This window comes from Chryseobacterium sp., assembly GCF_029240215.1.
In the GTDB taxonomy this organism is placed as follows: Bacteria; Bacteroidota; Bacteroidia; order Flavobacteriales; family Weeksellaceae; genus Chryseobacterium.
Genome location: NZ_JARBTK010000003.1, coordinates 399,627 through 415,069, shown reverse-complemented (window position 1 = coordinate 415,069; position 15,443 = coordinate 399,627). Strand labels below are relative to the sequence as shown.

The following is a 15,443-nucleotide window of genomic DNA, read 5'->3' as shown; positions in this document are numbered from 1 at the left end:
CCATTTATAATATATCCCTGTTTTTTGTCATCTTCACATTGAGGAAGCGAATTAAGACCAAACCTGCTGCGAAAAAAAGAGTCATAGAAAGTGCAGCATACCGCATATTGTTAAATTGATCAATCAGAGTTGCAAAAATAAATGTTCCGACAATGATTGCTAATTTTTCTAGTACATCATAAAAACTGAAATATGTTGTGTTTTCCATAGAGTCTTCCGGAAGAAGTTTAGAATATGTAGACCTCGACATTGCCTGAAGACCACCCATTACCAGACCTACAACTGCTGCAACACCATAAAACTGATACTCTACATTAGGATTTTCTTTATTCAGAAAATAAGCCCATGTACAGGCAACAATCCATAACACGATAGCAATTGAAATAACATTTTTATTCCCTATTTTTCTTGAAAGTCTTGAGAATAGAATCGCACCAACAATTGCTTCTATCTGAATAATCAAAAGTGTACCAATCAGTTTATCCTGCGCAAGGTTTATTTCGCTCTTTCCAAATAATGTTGCCATCAGGAAAATTGTTTGCATTCCCACACTGTAAAAGAAAAAACTTGATAAGAAAAACTTAAGGTTTCTGTCTTTAAACAACTCGTTTCCTACTTTGAATAATTCATTGAAACTTTCTTTGGCAATATCTTTATAGAAGCTGACATTATCTTTCAGAACTTCAAAAAAACCACCTTGTTCTTCATGTCTTTTGAAGATATTTTTATAATTTAATAATACTAAATCTTTCGGAAGTTTTTCTTTTACGTCTCCAAACTGAGGTAAATGTTTAAAGGTATATTGTGAAAAACCAAACCACCAAGCTCCTGTCAAAAGGAAAGTAATTCTTGTAAAAATGAGTTTCTGTTCTTCTCCTTTAGCTAAAACCATGATCAAAACTAAGCAAAGAACCACCAAAACTACAGAACCAATATACCCGTAAACGTATCCTTTTGCAGAAAGTGCATCCTGCTTGTCCCGTGTGGCAATATCGGGTAGAAATGAATTATAAAACACAAGGCTTCCCCAAAATCCAACACTTGCGGTAATACTGAAAAGCAATCCTAAAAAAACGTTATGCATCCCTGTAAACATTGCCAGTCCCATGCAAGAAGTAGCGCCCAAATAACAGAAAAACTGTAAAAAAGACTTTTTATTACCAATAGTATCTGCCAATGACGACAAAAATGGAGAAAGCAAAACCACAATAAAAAACGAAATCGTAAGTGAATATCCATATACAGCATCTGGCTGGTATTCTTTTCCGAAAATTTTTATCAGATGCCTTATAGGTACATCAATATATTTTCCCGTCTCTTCTACATATTCTTTTTGCTCAAATTTTGTAGTGAGAATAGAATAATAAATTGGAAAAATAGTGGATGTTATTACCAAAGAATATACAGAGTTTGCCCAGTCGTAAACTGCCCAGGCTTTCATGATCTTCGGATTGTTTTTGATATTATTTGTTGGTTGAATTTCAGTTTCAGACATTTTTCAAATGAATTAGTTGCACAAAAATAGAAAAACCGCTGAATGTTCGGTTGTTTTTTGTTTGTTATTTTTCATATTTAGCTAAGAATTAATAATGAGTGTTATTTTTCTTTAATAATAGTTTATTTTTCCCATCGTTTGAACTTCAATGATTCTTTATTTTTAGGGCTACTTTGTCGAAAGTTCCGACTGCATTCTCCTCGTTTGGTTTTGATGGTCGGGAATTCCAGCATAACAATATTTTAGTATTGCAGGAGAAATTCTTAGTGTTGATTTTCTTGAAGTAAATGAATATTTATTGTAAAGAATATCTGTTTGTGTAGAAATTACAGGCTCTTAAAGTGTCGCTCCTACGGAGCTTATTCATTTAGTTGATCATTTTTTTACAAACATTTTGCTCCTACGGAGCATCTCACAGAGTTAACTATCGTTTTGAATGCAATTAAATTCAAATTTGTATCAATAATTAAATAAAAAAAGCCAAAAACATGTATGTTTTTGGCTTTAATTTTATCGTAAAAAATTTTATTTATTTAAAAAATCTTTAAATCTTTGATTAGTCAGAACTTTAAAGATAATTAGCAAAATACCCAACCCTTGAACAATAGAACCTACTGTAAGGCAAATATTACCATTAAGCGGTCCAAATGAGAAGTGTGTAATTTTCAGCAAGGCTCCAAATAAATTGATAAGTAAGCCTACTAAAAAAATCATAATGGCGTATTTTGTTTTCATAAGTATCTTACATATTTTCAATAACAATTGCAGAAGCTCCGCCGCCGCCGTTACAGATTGCTGCAGCACCGTATTTTCCGTTGTTTTGTTTTAAAACATTGATCAAAGTAACGATGATTCTTGATCCTGAACTGCCAAGCGGATGTCCCAAAGCTACTGCTCCACCATTTACGTTTACTTTTGCAGCATCTAATCCTAAGATTTTATTGTTTGCTAAACCAACTACAGAAAATGCTTCGTTGAATTCAAAGAAATCTATATTTGAAATTTCTAAACCTGCTTTTTTAAGAGCTATAGGTAATGCTTTTGAAGGTGCAGTAGTAAAGTTTTCAGGCTCCTGAGCTGCATCAGCGTAAGAAATGATCTTTGCCAAAGGCTTCAATCCCAATTCTTCCATTTTCTCTTTTGAAACAAGGATTAATGCAGAAGCACCGTCATTTAAAGTAGATGCGTTGGCTGCCGTAACAGTTCCGTCTTCTTTTTTGAAAACTGTAGGAAGTGTTGGAAGCCTATCGAAATTAACCGCTTTATACTCTTCATCCTCAGAAAAAATGATCGGATCTCCTTTTCTTTGTGGAATAGAAACAGGAACTACCTCTTCAGCAAATTTCCCTTCGCTCCAAGCTTTTGCAGATCTTTTGTAAGATTCGATGGCAAAATTATCCTGATCTTCTCTTGTGAAATGATAATCTGCAGCACATTTTTCTGCACAAACTCCCATGTGAACTTTGTTGTAAACGTCTGTAAGACCGTCTAAAACCATTCCGTCCTGCATTTTCACATCTCCTAATTTTGTAGCATTTCTTGCGTTATAGTAATGCGGAACTGAAGACATATTTTCCATACCTCCTGCAACGATCACATCTGCATCACCAGCTTTTATCGCCTGTGCAGCCATTGTTACAGCCTTCATTCCTGAAGCACAAACTTTATTAATTGTTGTAGATGGAGTTTCGTTTGAAAGTCCTGCTCCTAAAGCGACCTGACGAGCCGGAGCCTGTCCTTCACCCGCCTGTAACACGTTACCCATATAAATTTCCTGAACGTTTCTTGGATCAAGATTGATCTTGTCTAACGCTCCTTTTACTGCAGTTGCGCCCAATTTTGTAGCAGGAACTGTAGATAAGCTTCCCATAAAACTTCCCATTGGTGTTCTTACTGCGGAAACTATGAATACTTCTTTCATTTTATATATTTATTTAATTTTAATTTACTCTATTTTTTCAAGAACAAATTCATCAGTTTTATTAAAGTACTGAGATTGAATTTTAATAAAATGATGGTCTGTTTCTATAATTTTATTGGTGATGACATCACCTATTCTCATTGGGTTTTTGCCGTCTGATTTTCCTGTAACTGTAGTTTTGTAAGTGCAGTCATCAAGAAATTCGATTTTGTATTTGATGTAATCTTTATTATTATTGAAATATTCTCGCTGTGAATCTTTTTTGATAACTATATTCCATTTTTTAGCAGAATCACCTTCTTTAATGAATTTGCCTTCTTTGATAAGGTGACATTTTGCAGGAGAATCTGGCAGCAAAAAATGCTCCTGAGATTTCAGTTGAGATGAACAGAAAATCAATATGCTTGCTAAAATTGAGTATGCTTTCATATTTTTTTCTTCGTCGCAATTAACATGATTATAGCTCCTAAAAACTCAACTGCCCAACCCCATTTTAATTTTACTGTTGCGGCTAAAGCTTCTGTCCATGATTTGAATGGAAGAAAACTGAAGTAGCTGAACGCCTGATATTTTGTAGCGAAAATGGTAAACAGAAACAACAGAATTAGCAAAACAGCAAAGGTTTTGACGATTTTCGGACTGTTATTCATGATCCCAAATAATGCAATTGCCGAGAAAACCCAACAAGCAATTGCCAGATAATGGTCGACTTTCCAATAATTCCAGTTACCAATAACAGGAACATGAACGAGCGGAAGGAAACTTCCCACAACCACTAAAATCAATCCGATCAACTGTATATTTTTCATCTTTTTATAAGATTCTTAGAAAGCCAAAGTACAAAAAAAAACACACTTTTTTTGAGTGTGTTTCAAAATCAATTATTTGACTACTAACTATTAATATCGACAAAATATTTAATAAAAAATTAATCATTATTTAATAAAAATTAAATAATGATTAATAATTAAAAATTAATATACAGTAATTCTAAACCAATCTGTATCCCATATTTGTTATTGATTTTAGCATTATCGTTAAAAATCGGGGTAAAATCTTTTTTCACAAAAACATTCAATGCACCATATCCTAAAGATATCTTACCTCCAAAAAGGAAGTTATTCACAGATCCATTGATGTTTTCTCTGTAACTTGTTCTATGATCCTCAAAGTTTTTGTAAATGATTTGGTTTTGACTTAAATATCTCACACCACCATAAACTCCGGCTGAAACTCTAAAATTCCCCTTGGAATTATCAAGCATTTTCACATCGTTTTCAGTTGTGTATTTAGGATTTAATACAAAAACAAAATCAATCGGAACGGTCACATAATAATTAGAAATTCTTGATTTTTTTAAATTTCCCTGAGTGAAATCTGTAAGGTAAATCTGGCGATCCTGCTGTACAAAAACTTTAGAATTATCTAATCCATAAGTATCACTTCTTAATCCCAATCCGATTCTGTAGAAAACAGGAGAAGTAAGTGCACCAAACTGTCTCGTAGCACGATATTCAAAAACAGTAGACGTAGATTTTCCAAATTTAGCTTCAGAAGATTTGTTTGCCAGATTCAAAGAACCTGCCGATTTTGTAAGATTTGGAAAGGCAAAAGATATATTTAAATCATCTGCTTTCAGCAATTCTTTTTTGGTGCGTTTCGTATCTCTAAAACTAAGAATCGCATTGTTCTGTGCAAAACCTATCTGATCAAAAACTTTTCCTTTTCCCATCACAGAACTTTTTACCAATTCTCTTGTTGCATTTTCTAAATTAACTTTCTCATCATCAACTTTCCCATTGATGATCTGCTCGTATTTTTTTGCAACTTCGGTTTTCTGTTTTTGTTTTTCTTCTGCAGATAATTTATTTTCTTTAAAAGTTTTTTCTAAATCATCCAACTCATTATTCATTTTAGCTTTTTCGGAGACGATAATACTATCAATTTTTTTGGAATAGTTTCTCATATGAATGTCTGTATAAGGATTTTCCTGAGCATTTGTATAGGAAAATGCAATGACAGCAGCGAGTAAGGCAATTTTTGGTTTCATATTTAGTAATTATTTTTAGACATTATTTTACGACCGTACATAAAATGTAACAGTTAATTTTCATTAAAAAAGTTGTTAAATTATTTAGGATCTATGTAAACCGTAACTCCCAAAACAGTCACATTACCCAACTTAGGAATCACTTTATCAATATGGATAACTCCAAATTTTCTTGTGTCCATATTAGCTTTTTCGCGGGACTTGTCGAGTTCTCTTCCTAACAAAAGATCATCTGCACTGATGTAGCTGATTTTTTTTGCATCTGAAATAATGGGCTGATTACTATTTTCAATATTTTCTTGCTTGTCAATATTGTTTTCAGGTTGATGAATAACGATTTTTGATTCTTTAGATTCTAAAATTTGAGGTTGAGAAATTTCTTTTTTTGTCTTTAAATTCTGAAAATTATTTTCCTGTAAATTCTGACCAACATCTTTTACAATTTTCGGATCAGTTTCTTTGATTGGATTCTCTTTTTGTGGAATTATTTCAAAATTATCCTCAGTTTTTAAAACTTCTTTCCTTAGATTTTCTTTTACGATATAATCAGTTTTTTCAGTATTAAAATCACGGTTATAATAAATTAATGTTCCAAAAGAAATCAATAATAAAACAACAGCTGCATATTTCCACCAATTAGGAGAGAAAGATGATTTCAGAGACGATTCAGACTCTTTTTCCAAAGCTGCATCTATCTGATCCCAAAGATCTGCAGAAGGCTTTATTTCGAGCTCTTCGTAATCAGATTTTAATTGTTTCAGTATTTTTCTTTCCATTTTCTTTTGCTTTTAAATAATCAGCAATCCATTTTTTAGCTTTGCTTAATTGGCTTTTGCTTGTGCCTTCTGAAATGTTAAGGATTTCGGCAATTTCCTGATGCTTTTTATCTTCAAATACGTAAAGATTAAATACCAGTTTATATCCTTCAGGCATTTGAGAGAATATTTCTTCGAGATTAATTTCGTTTAGTTTTTCATCTAAATTTTCTTCCGGAAGATCATCTGCAATCTCAATATCTGAATAAAGAATATTTCTGTTTTTCCTGACAAAAGTGATAGAGTCGTTTACCACAATCTTTCTCAGCCAAAACGGAAAGCTTTTCCATTCTTTACAGTCTTCTATTTTATTGAAACACTTCAAAAAGGCATTCAATAAAATATCTTCAGCATCATGAATATTATTTGTGTAAGAATTTGCAACCGCCAACATTTTAGCTGAAAACAATTCATAAAGAGCTTTCTGGGCTCTCCGGTCTTGTTTTTTGGCAAGTTTAAAATTCTCTTCTAAATTCTTCATGTATCGGTTTCTATCTATAAGACGGCAAAAGTTTGAAATGGTTGCCCGAAAATAAAAAAAAATTGCACTTTTTTTCAAAAGTGCAATCATATAATAAATTAAAAAAATTATTGAGCAAAAGAATATCTTGGTCCTCCAGACTGGAAAATTGCCAACATTCTACTTTTCTGGTCTGTAGAAAACATATACATTGCTCTGTCATCTACATAATCCATATAATTCATTGTCATTTCTATCGGACTTCCTGAGCAAGTGCTATAATGAGGAAATGCCGGTGCGCCATAGTTAGCAGCATTATGCGAAGGTGTATCAGCAACCAAATCATTTCCACAGGTAGCATCTCCCCAAATATGACGAAGATTCATCCAGTGACCTATTTCATGAGTAGCAGTTCTACCTAAATTAAAAGGGTAAGTTGCCGTTCCTGTATTTCCTAAATATTTAGAATCTATAACAACACCATCTGTTGCACTTGCACCTCCGGGAAATTGTGCATATCCTAATATTCCGCCACCAATCGTACATGCCCAAAGATTAAGTTTTGTTGTAGGCGAAATAGGATTTAAACCTCCCTGAGCAGATTTTTTCATTGCATCTTTAGTACCCCAAGAAGTTTTTTTAGTAGATTTTCTTACAACCTGATCTAAAACGAAACGTATTCCTACATTAGCTTTCACATTAGAAAAATTAGTAGGTACATTATTGAAATCGCTGTTTGTAGCATTAAAATCTTTATTCAAAATATCAATTTGAGATTGAATCTGTGCTTGAGAAATATTCTCGGCAGCAGTTCTATAAAGTACATTTACAACAACAGGAATTTCAATAACGCCATTTACCAGCCTAGATTGAAAATTATCATTCATCTTTGATTGAGTAAAGGATTCAATTTGTGCAATTTTCTTCGCCAATTCAGGATTATTTGCAATCTGATCTTTTAAAACCTCATCAGAAGCACAACCTCTACGTACATTAGTATTAGAAATTTGATTTTCGTCGGAAAGGGTTTCCATTTTCTCGTCTGATTCACAGCCAGCTAAAATAGCACTTACTATTCCTAGCATAAAAATTGTCTTTTTCATTCTATATTTGTATTAATTAATATAAATTATTTTATTATTCTTAATAAAATAACAGTTCTTTAACAAATATAAAAAATTTAATTAAATGAAAATCATTTTACGAAAAAAAAAGAAAAAAAATTCACCCAATATATTTAAAATAAGCATTAAACTTAGATAAGTGATTTAAAAAAAATTAATAAATATTGTATTTAAATTAAAAAAATCAATGATTGACATTAGCAACAGCTTCCGGATCATGTTTATGTTTGAAGAAAATAGCAAATAAAATGGTAATAATTAATGCATAACCCGCAAAAATAAGCCATATTTCATGCCACATTTTATCTCCGTTTTCTAAGGTAAAGAAATTTGAAATAATCCATCCACTTCCAAAACTTCCTGCTATCGCTCCAAAACCATTGGTCATCATCATAAACAGACCTTGTGCAGAAGATCTAATTTTGTAATCTGTTGTTGTTTCCACAAAAAGAGAACCGGAAACATTGAAAAAATCGAACGCCATTCCGTAAACAATACAAGAAAGGATTATCAAACCTAATCCAAATCCGTAAGGATCGCCATAAGCGAAGAATGCGAAACGCAAAACCCAGGCAAACATGGAAATCAACATTACATTTTTAATTCCAAATCTTTTTAAGAAAAACGGAATTGCAAGAATAAATGCGGTTTCTGAAAACTGCGATATCGACATGATCAGTGTAGAACGTTTCACTACAAAACTCTCTGCATAAACCGGATTTTTACCAAAATCTGATAAGAACACATCTCCATACATATTCGTTAGTTGCAATGCAGCTCCCAAAAACATTGAGAATATGAAAAACAATGCTAATTTATAATTTCCGAAAAGCTTAAAGGCATTTAGACCTAATTTTTCCGCAATTGATGCATCTTTTGGAATAAGACTCTGTGGTTTACAAGGAGGTAATGTGAATGAATAAACAGCCAAAATTACCGCAAAAGCTGCCGCAATATAAAATTGATTTGCTGAAGCTTTGTTACCCGTTAAATTTGTAATCCACATCGCAGCAATAAAACCTAAAGTTCCCCAAACCCGTATTGGCGGGAAAACCTTTACTACATCGAAATTATTATTTTTTAAGACATAATATGCAATAGAATTTGAAAGAGAAATTGTAGGCATATAAAAAAGCATCGCAATCAGCATTACCCAAAAGAATGTCGTAGGATTATCTACTTGTGGTAAATAAAGCAAAGTGATGGCATACCCTAAATGCAAAATTCCGTAGAGTTTTTCGGCATTCATCCATCGGTCAGCGATAATTCCGGTAACAGCAGGCATAATGATGGAAGCAATTCCTAAAGTCATGAAAACAATTCCAAACTGCTCTCCTCCCCATTGCATCGTTCCGAACCAATAATTGGCAAAGGTAATAAGCCATGCTCCCCAAACAAAAAACTGAAGAAAGCTGAGGATCGTCAATCGTAATTTTAAATTCATTGTATATTTATAATATCTTAATCAATTTTCTTTTTTCTTCTTTTGATCTCTTCCTGAATCTCAAGAGCCGTATCAAAATCTTCTTCTTTTACTGCTTCGTCCAATAATTTCTGAAGCTCTTCCATAGAAATATGCTTCAAATTGTCTTCATCCTGAACAGCTTCTGAGAAAACATCATCTTCTTTAGCTGTTTCTTCCAATTCAAGAAGAATTCCCGCCTCATTCAAAACCTGCTGCGTTGTAAAAATAGGTGCATCAAATCTTACTGCCATCGCAACAGCATCAGAAGTTCGGGCATCCAAGATCAACTCTTCTTCGTTAAGTTTATTTTTAAAATTGATATTTGAAAAGAAAACTCCGTCAACAATCTGATAAATGATGACAGACACTAATTCAAACTGTGCAGAAACTATAAATTTCGTAAATAAATCATGAGTAAGCGGACGCGGCGGATGAATATCTTTTTCAAGGCCTAATGAAATGGATTGCGCCTCGAAATTTCCTATAACAACAGGTAATTTAATGTGTGTTTCTTCATGTTCCAATAACAATGCGTAAGCTCCCGATTGGGTCTGGCTGTACGATATTCCGCGAATGATTAGCTGTTTATAATCCATGACTACAAATATAAATTAATTTTTTATTGTAGGTTTTACTTTTTAGACAAAAATAAAAGCCCGGAAGCCGAGCTTTTATTATATTTATTTGAATTTTAAATGGTCAAATGTCAATTTACTTCTTTGTCAATTTTAAAAATTCACCATTGACTTGCGAAGTAAAATTCACAATCGACTATCCTTTAAGTGCTTTGATTTTCTCCGTCAATGCAGGAATAATTTGGAAAGCATCTCCCACAACACCATAATCAGCTGATTTGAAGAACGGAGCTTCTGCATCACTGTTAATTACAACGATCGTTTTAGAAGAGTTTACTCCAGCCAAATGCTGAATTGCCCCTGAAATACCGATCGCAATATATAAATTTGGCGAAATTGCTTTACCAGTTTGTCCAACGTGTTCTGTGTGAGGTCTCCAACCGATGTCTGAAACTGGTTTTGAACAAGCTGTAGCAGCACCTAAAACGTTTGCCAATTCTTCTACCATTCCCCAATTTTCAGGACCTTTCATTCCTCTACCTGCAGAAACTACTATTTCAGCCTCTTTAAGGTCTAATTTTCCTGAACTTTGCTCGTGAGAAATCACTTTTGTATCTTCATTAGCTACTGAAAGATTTTTCACTTCTTCAGAACCTGAAACTGCATTTTCTTTTACACCAAAAGCATTCTGAGAAACGGTAAGAATTACTCCTGTTCCTTCAGCTTTTGCATGCATAAATCCTTTTCCTGAAAATGCTTTTCTCTTTACCTGAAATGGAGACTGGCTTTCCGGTGCTTCCAAAACATTAGTAATTAATGAAAAATTTTTCATCACTGCCAACATTGGCGCAACCGAAGAAGCATCTGTAGTGTGAGGAAAAACGATGATGTTTCCGTCAGCAACTTCACTTACTGCCTGAGCATAAGCTTTTGCCGAGAAATTTTTAAGACCTTCGTCTTTGATATTGATTACATTTGTTGCTCCATATTTATACAATAAATCTGAAGAATCTGTTGGGTTTACCGAGATCGCTGTAACAGTTTCACCTGCCTGATCTGCAACTGCTTTAGCATAAGAAACTGCCTCAAAAGCTGCTTTTTTGTAAACTCCGTTTATATTTTCTGCGTATACGAATACTGCCATTTTCTTGAATTTAAGATTAAAAAATTTAATAATTAAAAAGATTAGATAACTTTAGCTTCTTCGTGAAGTAATCTTACCAATTCATCTAAATTATCAGGAGAAACGATTTTTACCGCTGCTCTTGGCGGAACAGAGTCATAAGAAACTCCCTGAACTTTTACTTCAGAAGAAGTAGGCTCAACAACCTGCAAAGGTTTTGTTCTTGCAGACATAATCCCTCTCATATTTGGAATAATCAAATCTTTTTCATCTACCAATCCTTTCTGACCTGCAATTACAGCAGGTAATTTCACAGAAATAGTTTCTTTACCCCCTTCAATTTCTCTTACAGCAGTCGCTTCGCTTCCGTTTACGTCTAAACCAACTGAAGCATTTACGAAAGGTTGATTCAATAACTGGGCAACCATTCCGGGAACACAACCACCATTATAATCGATTGATTCTTTACCACAAAGAACTAAGTCATAACCTCCGTTTTTAGCAACAGAAGCAATTTCTTTTGCTGTAGAATAGCTGTCTTTAGGATCTAAGTTCACTCTTACCGCATCGTTAGCTCCGATTGCCAAAGCTTTTCTGATCACAGGTTCTGTAGTAGCATCTCCAACATTCATTACCGTTACAGTTGCTCCCTGAGATTCCTGTAATTTGATTGCTTTTGTTAAAGCAAATTCATCAAGAGGATTGATCACCCATTGAATCCCGTTTTTGTCGAACGCAGATTTATCTGCTGTAAAGTTAATTTTAGAAGTAGTATCCGGAACACTACTAATACAAACTAATATTTTCATATGTTGTTTTAATTATTTTTATTTACCATATGCAACCTTACGGTTTCATAAATTATATATTTTTCTTTTTACTTCATCAGATAATAAAATTGAGGAAGCAATTTTTGTTTGTTAAGTTTTGTAAATATAAATAAAAAATATATTATGCATGCATAATACTTATTTAATTATTATTCAGCGCATTATAAGTTTCTAACTCTTTGGTTTTGTTGCTCTAAACTCTATCTTGCTTGGTAAAACTCTCGGATTCATTTTTAAAATATCCAAGACCAAATTCCCCATATCTTCAGGTTGAATTTTCCAATTATCTTTTTCAGAAGGCTCATTTCCGTTAAAATGAGTTGCTACTGAACCAGGCATGATGACAGTAGATTTAATATTGTATTTTCTCAAATCGATCATAGCAGCCTGGGTAAAACCTACAACACCAAATTTTGACGCATTATAGCCTGTTCCGTTTTCAAAGAAATTTGCTCCTGCCAAACTTGAAATGGTTATGTAATATCCTTCATTTTTCTTTAATTCTTCAATTGAAGCTTTCAAAGTATGGAAAACCCCGGTAAGATTAGTTTCTATCATAGAATTCCATTCTTCGGAAGTTAATTCGTCAACGGGTTTGAAAATTCCTAATCCTGCATTGGCAATTACAAAATCTAATCTCCCGAATTTCTCTACAATACTTTGAACTGCTTTTTCTTCACTTTCTAAACTTCTGACATCGGAAACGATTCCTAAAACTTGTGCAGAATATTTTTGCAGTTCCTTTTCTGCCTCTACAACATCTTCTTTTTTTCTTCCCGAAAATGCAACTGAGATTCCGTTTTCGAGTAAAATTTTAGCAATGCCAAAACCAATTCCTTTTGTTCCTCCTGTGATGTATGCTACTTTATTTTCAATCATATTATTAAAATTTATTTCTCTAAAATAACAAAAACGCTCCGATTGGAGCGTTTTTAATATACTAAGATTTATCAGTATTTTATTTTTTGATGAATTTCTCTGTAGAAATACCATCTTTAGTTTCTACATTGATTAAATAAGTTCCAGCCGGAAGAGCTCTTACATCTACTTTATCTCCATCTAATTTTACATTGACTTTTCTACCTGTTATATCTGAAACAGAAACTACGTTGATTTTAGAGTCCGTTTTGATGTGTAGGATGTCTGAAGTTGGGTTGGGGTAAATCTCTATTTCTTTAATATTTTTAATTGAATATTTAAATGGTAAATTTCTTAAATCTAAAAACATATTATTTTTTAATTTGTGAGCTTTGCCTTCAATTTCTTCACCAGAACAATTACAATCCTCGATTTTAGCCAAATAAGTTGCCCCATATTCTATATTTGTATTGGGTAAAAGTGTAATACTATTACCAGCTTTCATTAGAATATTTTTTCCTGCGGAGATAGTGTAATCCTGATCTGTTAAAATCGTATTACTAACTTGATAATTATACGTACTATTAATTTCAGGTGATGATAAATGAATAGATGCTAAACATGAGTTAATCCCAGACTCTTGAAGATTTGGTACTAATTGTGGTAAATTATTTGTAGAGCCTACATAGATTGCGTTATCTGGATAAAATGATAAGTCAATTCCATTTAAGTTGGCGCTACTTAATCCATAAATATCAGGATTATTAATTTTACCTAAATATTTTCCTGAATTATAATAGGGTATATAAAAGTATATGTCCCCCTTTGTATTTCTCTGTATAGTAAGTATAGATCCTGTATTATACATATCTGCTTGTCCAGTATCTAACGGACTGTAAATAATATTACTATTTGTAGAATTTAACAGATCTATTTTATAAATCATCTGATTTGTTGAAATTCCATTTTCGTATCTTGCTATATATAATATATCTGAATTTTTATTAAATTCAGTATATATAGGTTCACTAGAAGCAATTGACAAATTATAATCTGTAGTTAATAAACCTGAAAGATTATCAAATGAACGAACAAGTCCTGCATTTTCACCAGTGCCTAGATTAGCCATGGTTATACTTAAAAATTGTGAAAAGTTACAAGCTTTTATTTCTGGTGATGCTTTAATAGAAATTCCGTTATAATAGGTAAAGAAACCAGTTGTATTTAGATTATTTACAATTGGAGTACTGCTCATTCCTGAATTATTTAATAAGTAAGAGTAAATCTTTAATCCTGTTGTTATTAAGACCCAAAAAGAACTATTATCTCCATGTGGAACAACCGTTATTCCTCTAGCATTTGTAAAGTCATTACCAAATTCATCTAAAATTGGAATATTTTTGAAATTCTGTAAAACAGCTCCTAAAGGCTGTCCGTTTGAGCCAATGTTACCTAATGAAATATCGACTATTGAATAACGAGCAACATAACCTGCTGTATTTGCACTAAAAATATAATACAAATTAGGATTTGTCAGATGTTTCACAATTGAAATCTGCATTCCATACTGATCAACATTTCCATTTTGCATGATTACATGCTGCCTGTTCCAAACGTAGTTTCCATCAGTATAAAATAATAAATTTCCATTGTCATCACTGACTGTTGCTGATGAAAGATTTGCTATCATCGAACTGTTAGTTAAGAGCTGGGGACTTGTTCCTGCAAAATTTATTGCGATTTTTTGCCCAAAATACCAATTATCATTCTCACCCTGTGAATATCCCCAAGAATATAAACACAAAAGCATTATTAAAAAAAACTTTTTCATAAATAATTTATTACATGATTAATAATTATTTATTCAATTTTTTCTCCAACGTTTCAATACGTTTATTCTGCTCTTCAATATTCTTTTGTTGTTGCAAAGTATATAAAGTAAGTTCTTCCACTTTTTTAAGCAAAAGAATATTCATTTCTTTAAGCTCGATACCATTAGCAATCGCTTCTTCTGTAGTAGGAATTTCAGGTAAATGCCCTTTCTCATCAATGTAAGATTGGAGATCCTGTAAAGGCATTAGTTTATAATTTTTTTTGAAAACATAATCAGCCCAGCCATTGTTAGCTGCAATTTCTACTTTTACTTTTTCTGTTTTAATACCGTCTTTTACAAAGAGGCGGTAATCTGTACATTGGCTACAATAAAAATTATCTGTTCCCATTCCAATTAATCCGCTAAGGCCCATTGAGAATGACTTTTTTAACTCTGGATTTGGGTCTATATCTCCGAAATAAGCGGAAACGTTAGGATGCAGATAAAGCTTAAAGCCACTTAATTCCATATGAAAATCACCACCATCACCTACAATCGTAGAACCATTAGATGACGTAGAGCCTCCACCAAAAACAATTTTATTTCCAAAATTTCCAGTTAACCTTAAATTGCCATTAAGATTTAGCTTATCATTATTATTATCTGTTCCTATGCTAACTTTTCCATTTCTAAAAATATAATCTGTAGAATTTGTTGCACCATCCCATTGTTGAGAGAATAAAGAATTTGAAAACAAGGCACACGTCGCCAGTAAAGCAATTTTTTTCATGGTTATTGATTTTTATGATTAAGTTATAAATTTAGTTAAAATATTAATATATAAAAATTAAATTTTCTTATTTTAACAAAAAAACGCCCCAATTGGAGCGTTTATATTATACTAAATGTATTAG

Annotated in this window: 16 protein-coding genes; all 16 read right to left on the bottom strand. The window is 32.7% G+C overall.

The annotated features are described in order from the left end of the window. Nucleotides 1-4 precede the first annotated feature (4 nt). The 16 genes from K0R77_RS09080 to K0R77_RS09005 all read right to left on the bottom strand — a co-directional run bounded on the left by K0R77_RS09080 (nt 5) and on the right by K0R77_RS09005 (nt 15,319). Entirely contained in the window at nt 5-1,495 is a 1,491-nt protein-coding gene (locus K0R77_RS09080) for an MFS transporter (protein WP_300351431.1), read from the bottom strand. A gap of 525 nt (nt 1,496-2,020) precedes the next feature. After that, a complete protein-coding gene (locus K0R77_RS09075) occupies nt 2,021-2,230 on the bottom strand; it encodes a gliding motility protein GldL (RefSeq protein WP_300351429.1) in 210 nt (69 codons plus the stop codon). A 7-nt stretch (nt 2,231-2,237) separates the two neighbouring features. Further along, nucleotides 2,238-3,416 carry an acetyl-CoA C-acyltransferase gene (locus K0R77_RS09070; RefSeq protein WP_300351427.1) on the bottom strand — a complete coding sequence of 393 codons (1,179 nt, stop codon included), beginning with the start codon at nt 3,414-3,416 and terminating at the stop codon, nt 2,238-2,240. A 24-nt stretch (nt 3,417-3,440) separates the two neighbouring features. Continuing rightward, nucleotides 3,441-3,845, bottom strand: a complete 405-nt coding sequence (locus K0R77_RS09065; protein WP_300351425.1) for a hypothetical protein — start codon at nt 3,843-3,845, stop codon at nt 3,441-3,443. Further along, nucleotides 3,842-4,225 (bottom strand): hypothetical protein, encoded by a 384-nt coding sequence (locus tag K0R77_RS09060; protein ID WP_300351423.1) that lies wholly within the window; start codon nt 4,223-4,225, stop codon nt 3,842-3,844. Before K0R77_RS09060 ends, K0R77_RS09065 begins: the two co-directional genes overlap by 4 nt. 158 nt (nt 4,226-4,383) lie before the next feature. Next, nucleotides 4,384-5,466 carry a hypothetical protein gene (locus K0R77_RS09055; protein ID WP_300351420.1) on the bottom strand — a complete coding sequence of 361 codons (1,083 nt, stop codon included), beginning with the start codon at nt 5,464-5,466 and terminating at the stop codon, nt 4,384-4,386. Between the two features lie 80 nt (nt 5,467-5,546). Continuing rightward, the gene (locus K0R77_RS09050) at nt 5,547-6,242 is read right to left on the bottom strand and encodes a hypothetical protein (RefSeq protein WP_300351418.1); all 696 of its coding nucleotides are present in this window, start codon (nt 6,240-6,242) and stop codon (nt 5,547-5,549) included. Next, the gene (locus K0R77_RS09045; RefSeq protein WP_300351416.1) at nt 6,208-6,762 is read right to left on the bottom strand and encodes a sigma-70 family RNA polymerase sigma factor; all 555 of its coding nucleotides are present in this window, start codon (nt 6,760-6,762) and stop codon (nt 6,208-6,210) included. The genes K0R77_RS09050 and K0R77_RS09045 overlap by 35 nt, the downstream gene beginning before the upstream one ends. A 107-nt stretch (nt 6,763-6,869) precedes the next feature. Further along, nucleotides 6,870-7,844 (bottom strand): M43 family zinc metalloprotease, encoded by a 975-nt coding sequence (locus K0R77_RS09040; protein ID WP_300351414.1) that lies wholly within the window; start codon nt 7,842-7,844, stop codon nt 6,870-6,872. A gap of 205 nt (nt 7,845-8,049) precedes the next feature. Continuing rightward, a complete protein-coding gene (locus K0R77_RS09035) occupies nt 8,050-9,309 on the bottom strand; it encodes a nucleoside permease (protein WP_300351411.1) in 1,260 nt (419 codons plus the stop codon). A gap of 17 nt (nt 9,310-9,326) precedes the next feature. Continuing rightward, entirely contained in the window at nt 9,327-9,926 is a 600-nt protein-coding gene (locus K0R77_RS09030; RefSeq protein ID WP_300351409.1) for a bifunctional nuclease family protein, read from the bottom strand. A 175-nt stretch (nt 9,927-10,101) separates the two neighbouring features. Beyond that, nucleotides 10,102-11,049, bottom strand: coding sequence for an electron transfer flavoprotein subunit alpha/FixB family protein (locus K0R77_RS09025; protein WP_300351406.1), 948 nt, complete (start codon nt 11,047-11,049; stop codon nt 10,102-10,104). 41 nt (nt 11,050-11,090) lie between these two features. Further along, nucleotides 11,091-11,837, bottom strand: a complete 747-nt coding sequence (locus K0R77_RS09020; RefSeq protein WP_300351404.1) for an electron transfer flavoprotein subunit beta/FixA family protein — start codon at nt 11,835-11,837, stop codon at nt 11,091-11,093. Nucleotides 11,838-12,029: 192 nt separating this feature from the next. Further along, entirely contained in the window at nt 12,030-12,737 is a 708-nt protein-coding gene (locus K0R77_RS09015; RefSeq protein ID WP_300351400.1) for an SDR family oxidoreductase, read from the bottom strand. Between the two features lie 79 nt (nt 12,738-12,816). Then, nucleotides 12,817-14,547, bottom strand: a complete 1,731-nt coding sequence (locus K0R77_RS09010) for a T9SS type A sorting domain-containing protein (protein ID WP_300351398.1) — start codon at nt 14,545-14,547, stop codon at nt 12,817-12,819. Between the two features lie 25 nt (nt 14,548-14,572). After that, a complete protein-coding gene (locus K0R77_RS09005; RefSeq protein ID WP_300351395.1) occupies nt 14,573-15,319 on the bottom strand; it encodes a hypothetical protein in 747 nt (248 codons plus the stop codon). Between the last annotated feature and the right edge of the window lie 124 nt (nt 15,320-15,443).

Coding starts and splice junctions, on each gene's coding strand:
- K0R77_RS09080 (WP_300351431.1), bottom strand. CDS start 1,495: ATGTCTGAAACTGAAATTCAACCAACAAATAATATCAAAAACAATCCG.
- K0R77_RS09075 (WP_300351429.1), bottom strand. CDS start 2,230: ATGAAAACAAAATACGCCATTATGATTTTTTTAGTAGGCTTACTTATC.
- K0R77_RS09070 (WP_300351427.1), bottom strand. CDS start 3,416: ATGAAAGAAGTATTCATAGTTTCCGCAGTAAGAACACCAATGGGAAGT.
- K0R77_RS09065 (WP_300351425.1), bottom strand. CDS start 3,845: ATGAAAGCATACTCAATTTTAGCAAGCATATTGATTTTCTGTTCATCT.
- K0R77_RS09060 (WP_300351423.1), bottom strand. CDS start 4,225: ATGAAAAATATACAGTTGATCGGATTGATTTTAGTGGTTGTGGGAAGT.
- K0R77_RS09055 (WP_300351420.1), bottom strand. CDS start 5,466: ATGAAACCAAAAATTGCCTTACTCGCTGCTGTCATTGCATTTTCCTAT.
- K0R77_RS09050 (WP_300351418.1), bottom strand. CDS start 6,242: ATGGAAAGAAAAATACTGAAACAATTAAAATCTGATTACGAAGAGCTC.
- K0R77_RS09045 (WP_300351416.1), bottom strand. CDS start 6,762: ATGAAGAATTTAGAAGAGAATTTTAAACTTGCCAAAAAACAAGACCGG.
- K0R77_RS09040 (WP_300351414.1), bottom strand. CDS start 7,844: ATGAAAAAGACAATTTTTATGCTAGGAATAGTAAGTGCTATTTTAGCT.
- K0R77_RS09035 (WP_300351411.1), bottom strand. CDS start 9,309: ATGAATTTAAAATTACGATTGACGATCCTCAGCTTTCTTCAGTTTTTT.
- K0R77_RS09030 (WP_300351409.1), bottom strand. CDS start 9,926: ATGGATTATAAACAGCTAATCATTCGCGGAATATCGTACAGCCAGACC.
- K0R77_RS09025 (WP_300351406.1), bottom strand. CDS start 11,049: ATGGCAGTATTCGTATACGCAGAAAATATAAACGGAGTTTACAAAAAA.
- K0R77_RS09020 (WP_300351404.1), bottom strand. CDS start 11,837: ATGAAAATATTAGTTTGTATTAGTAGTGTTCCGGATACTACTTCTAAA.
- K0R77_RS09015 (WP_300351400.1), bottom strand. CDS start 12,737: ATGATTGAAAATAAAGTAGCATACATCACAGGAGGAACAAAAGGAATT.
- K0R77_RS09010 (WP_300351398.1), bottom strand. CDS start 14,547: ATGAAAAAGTTTTTTTTAATAATGCTTTTGTGTTTATATTCTTGGGGA.
- K0R77_RS09005 (WP_300351395.1), bottom strand. CDS start 15,319: ATGAAAAAAATTGCTTTACTGGCGACGTGTGCCTTGTTTTCAAATTCT.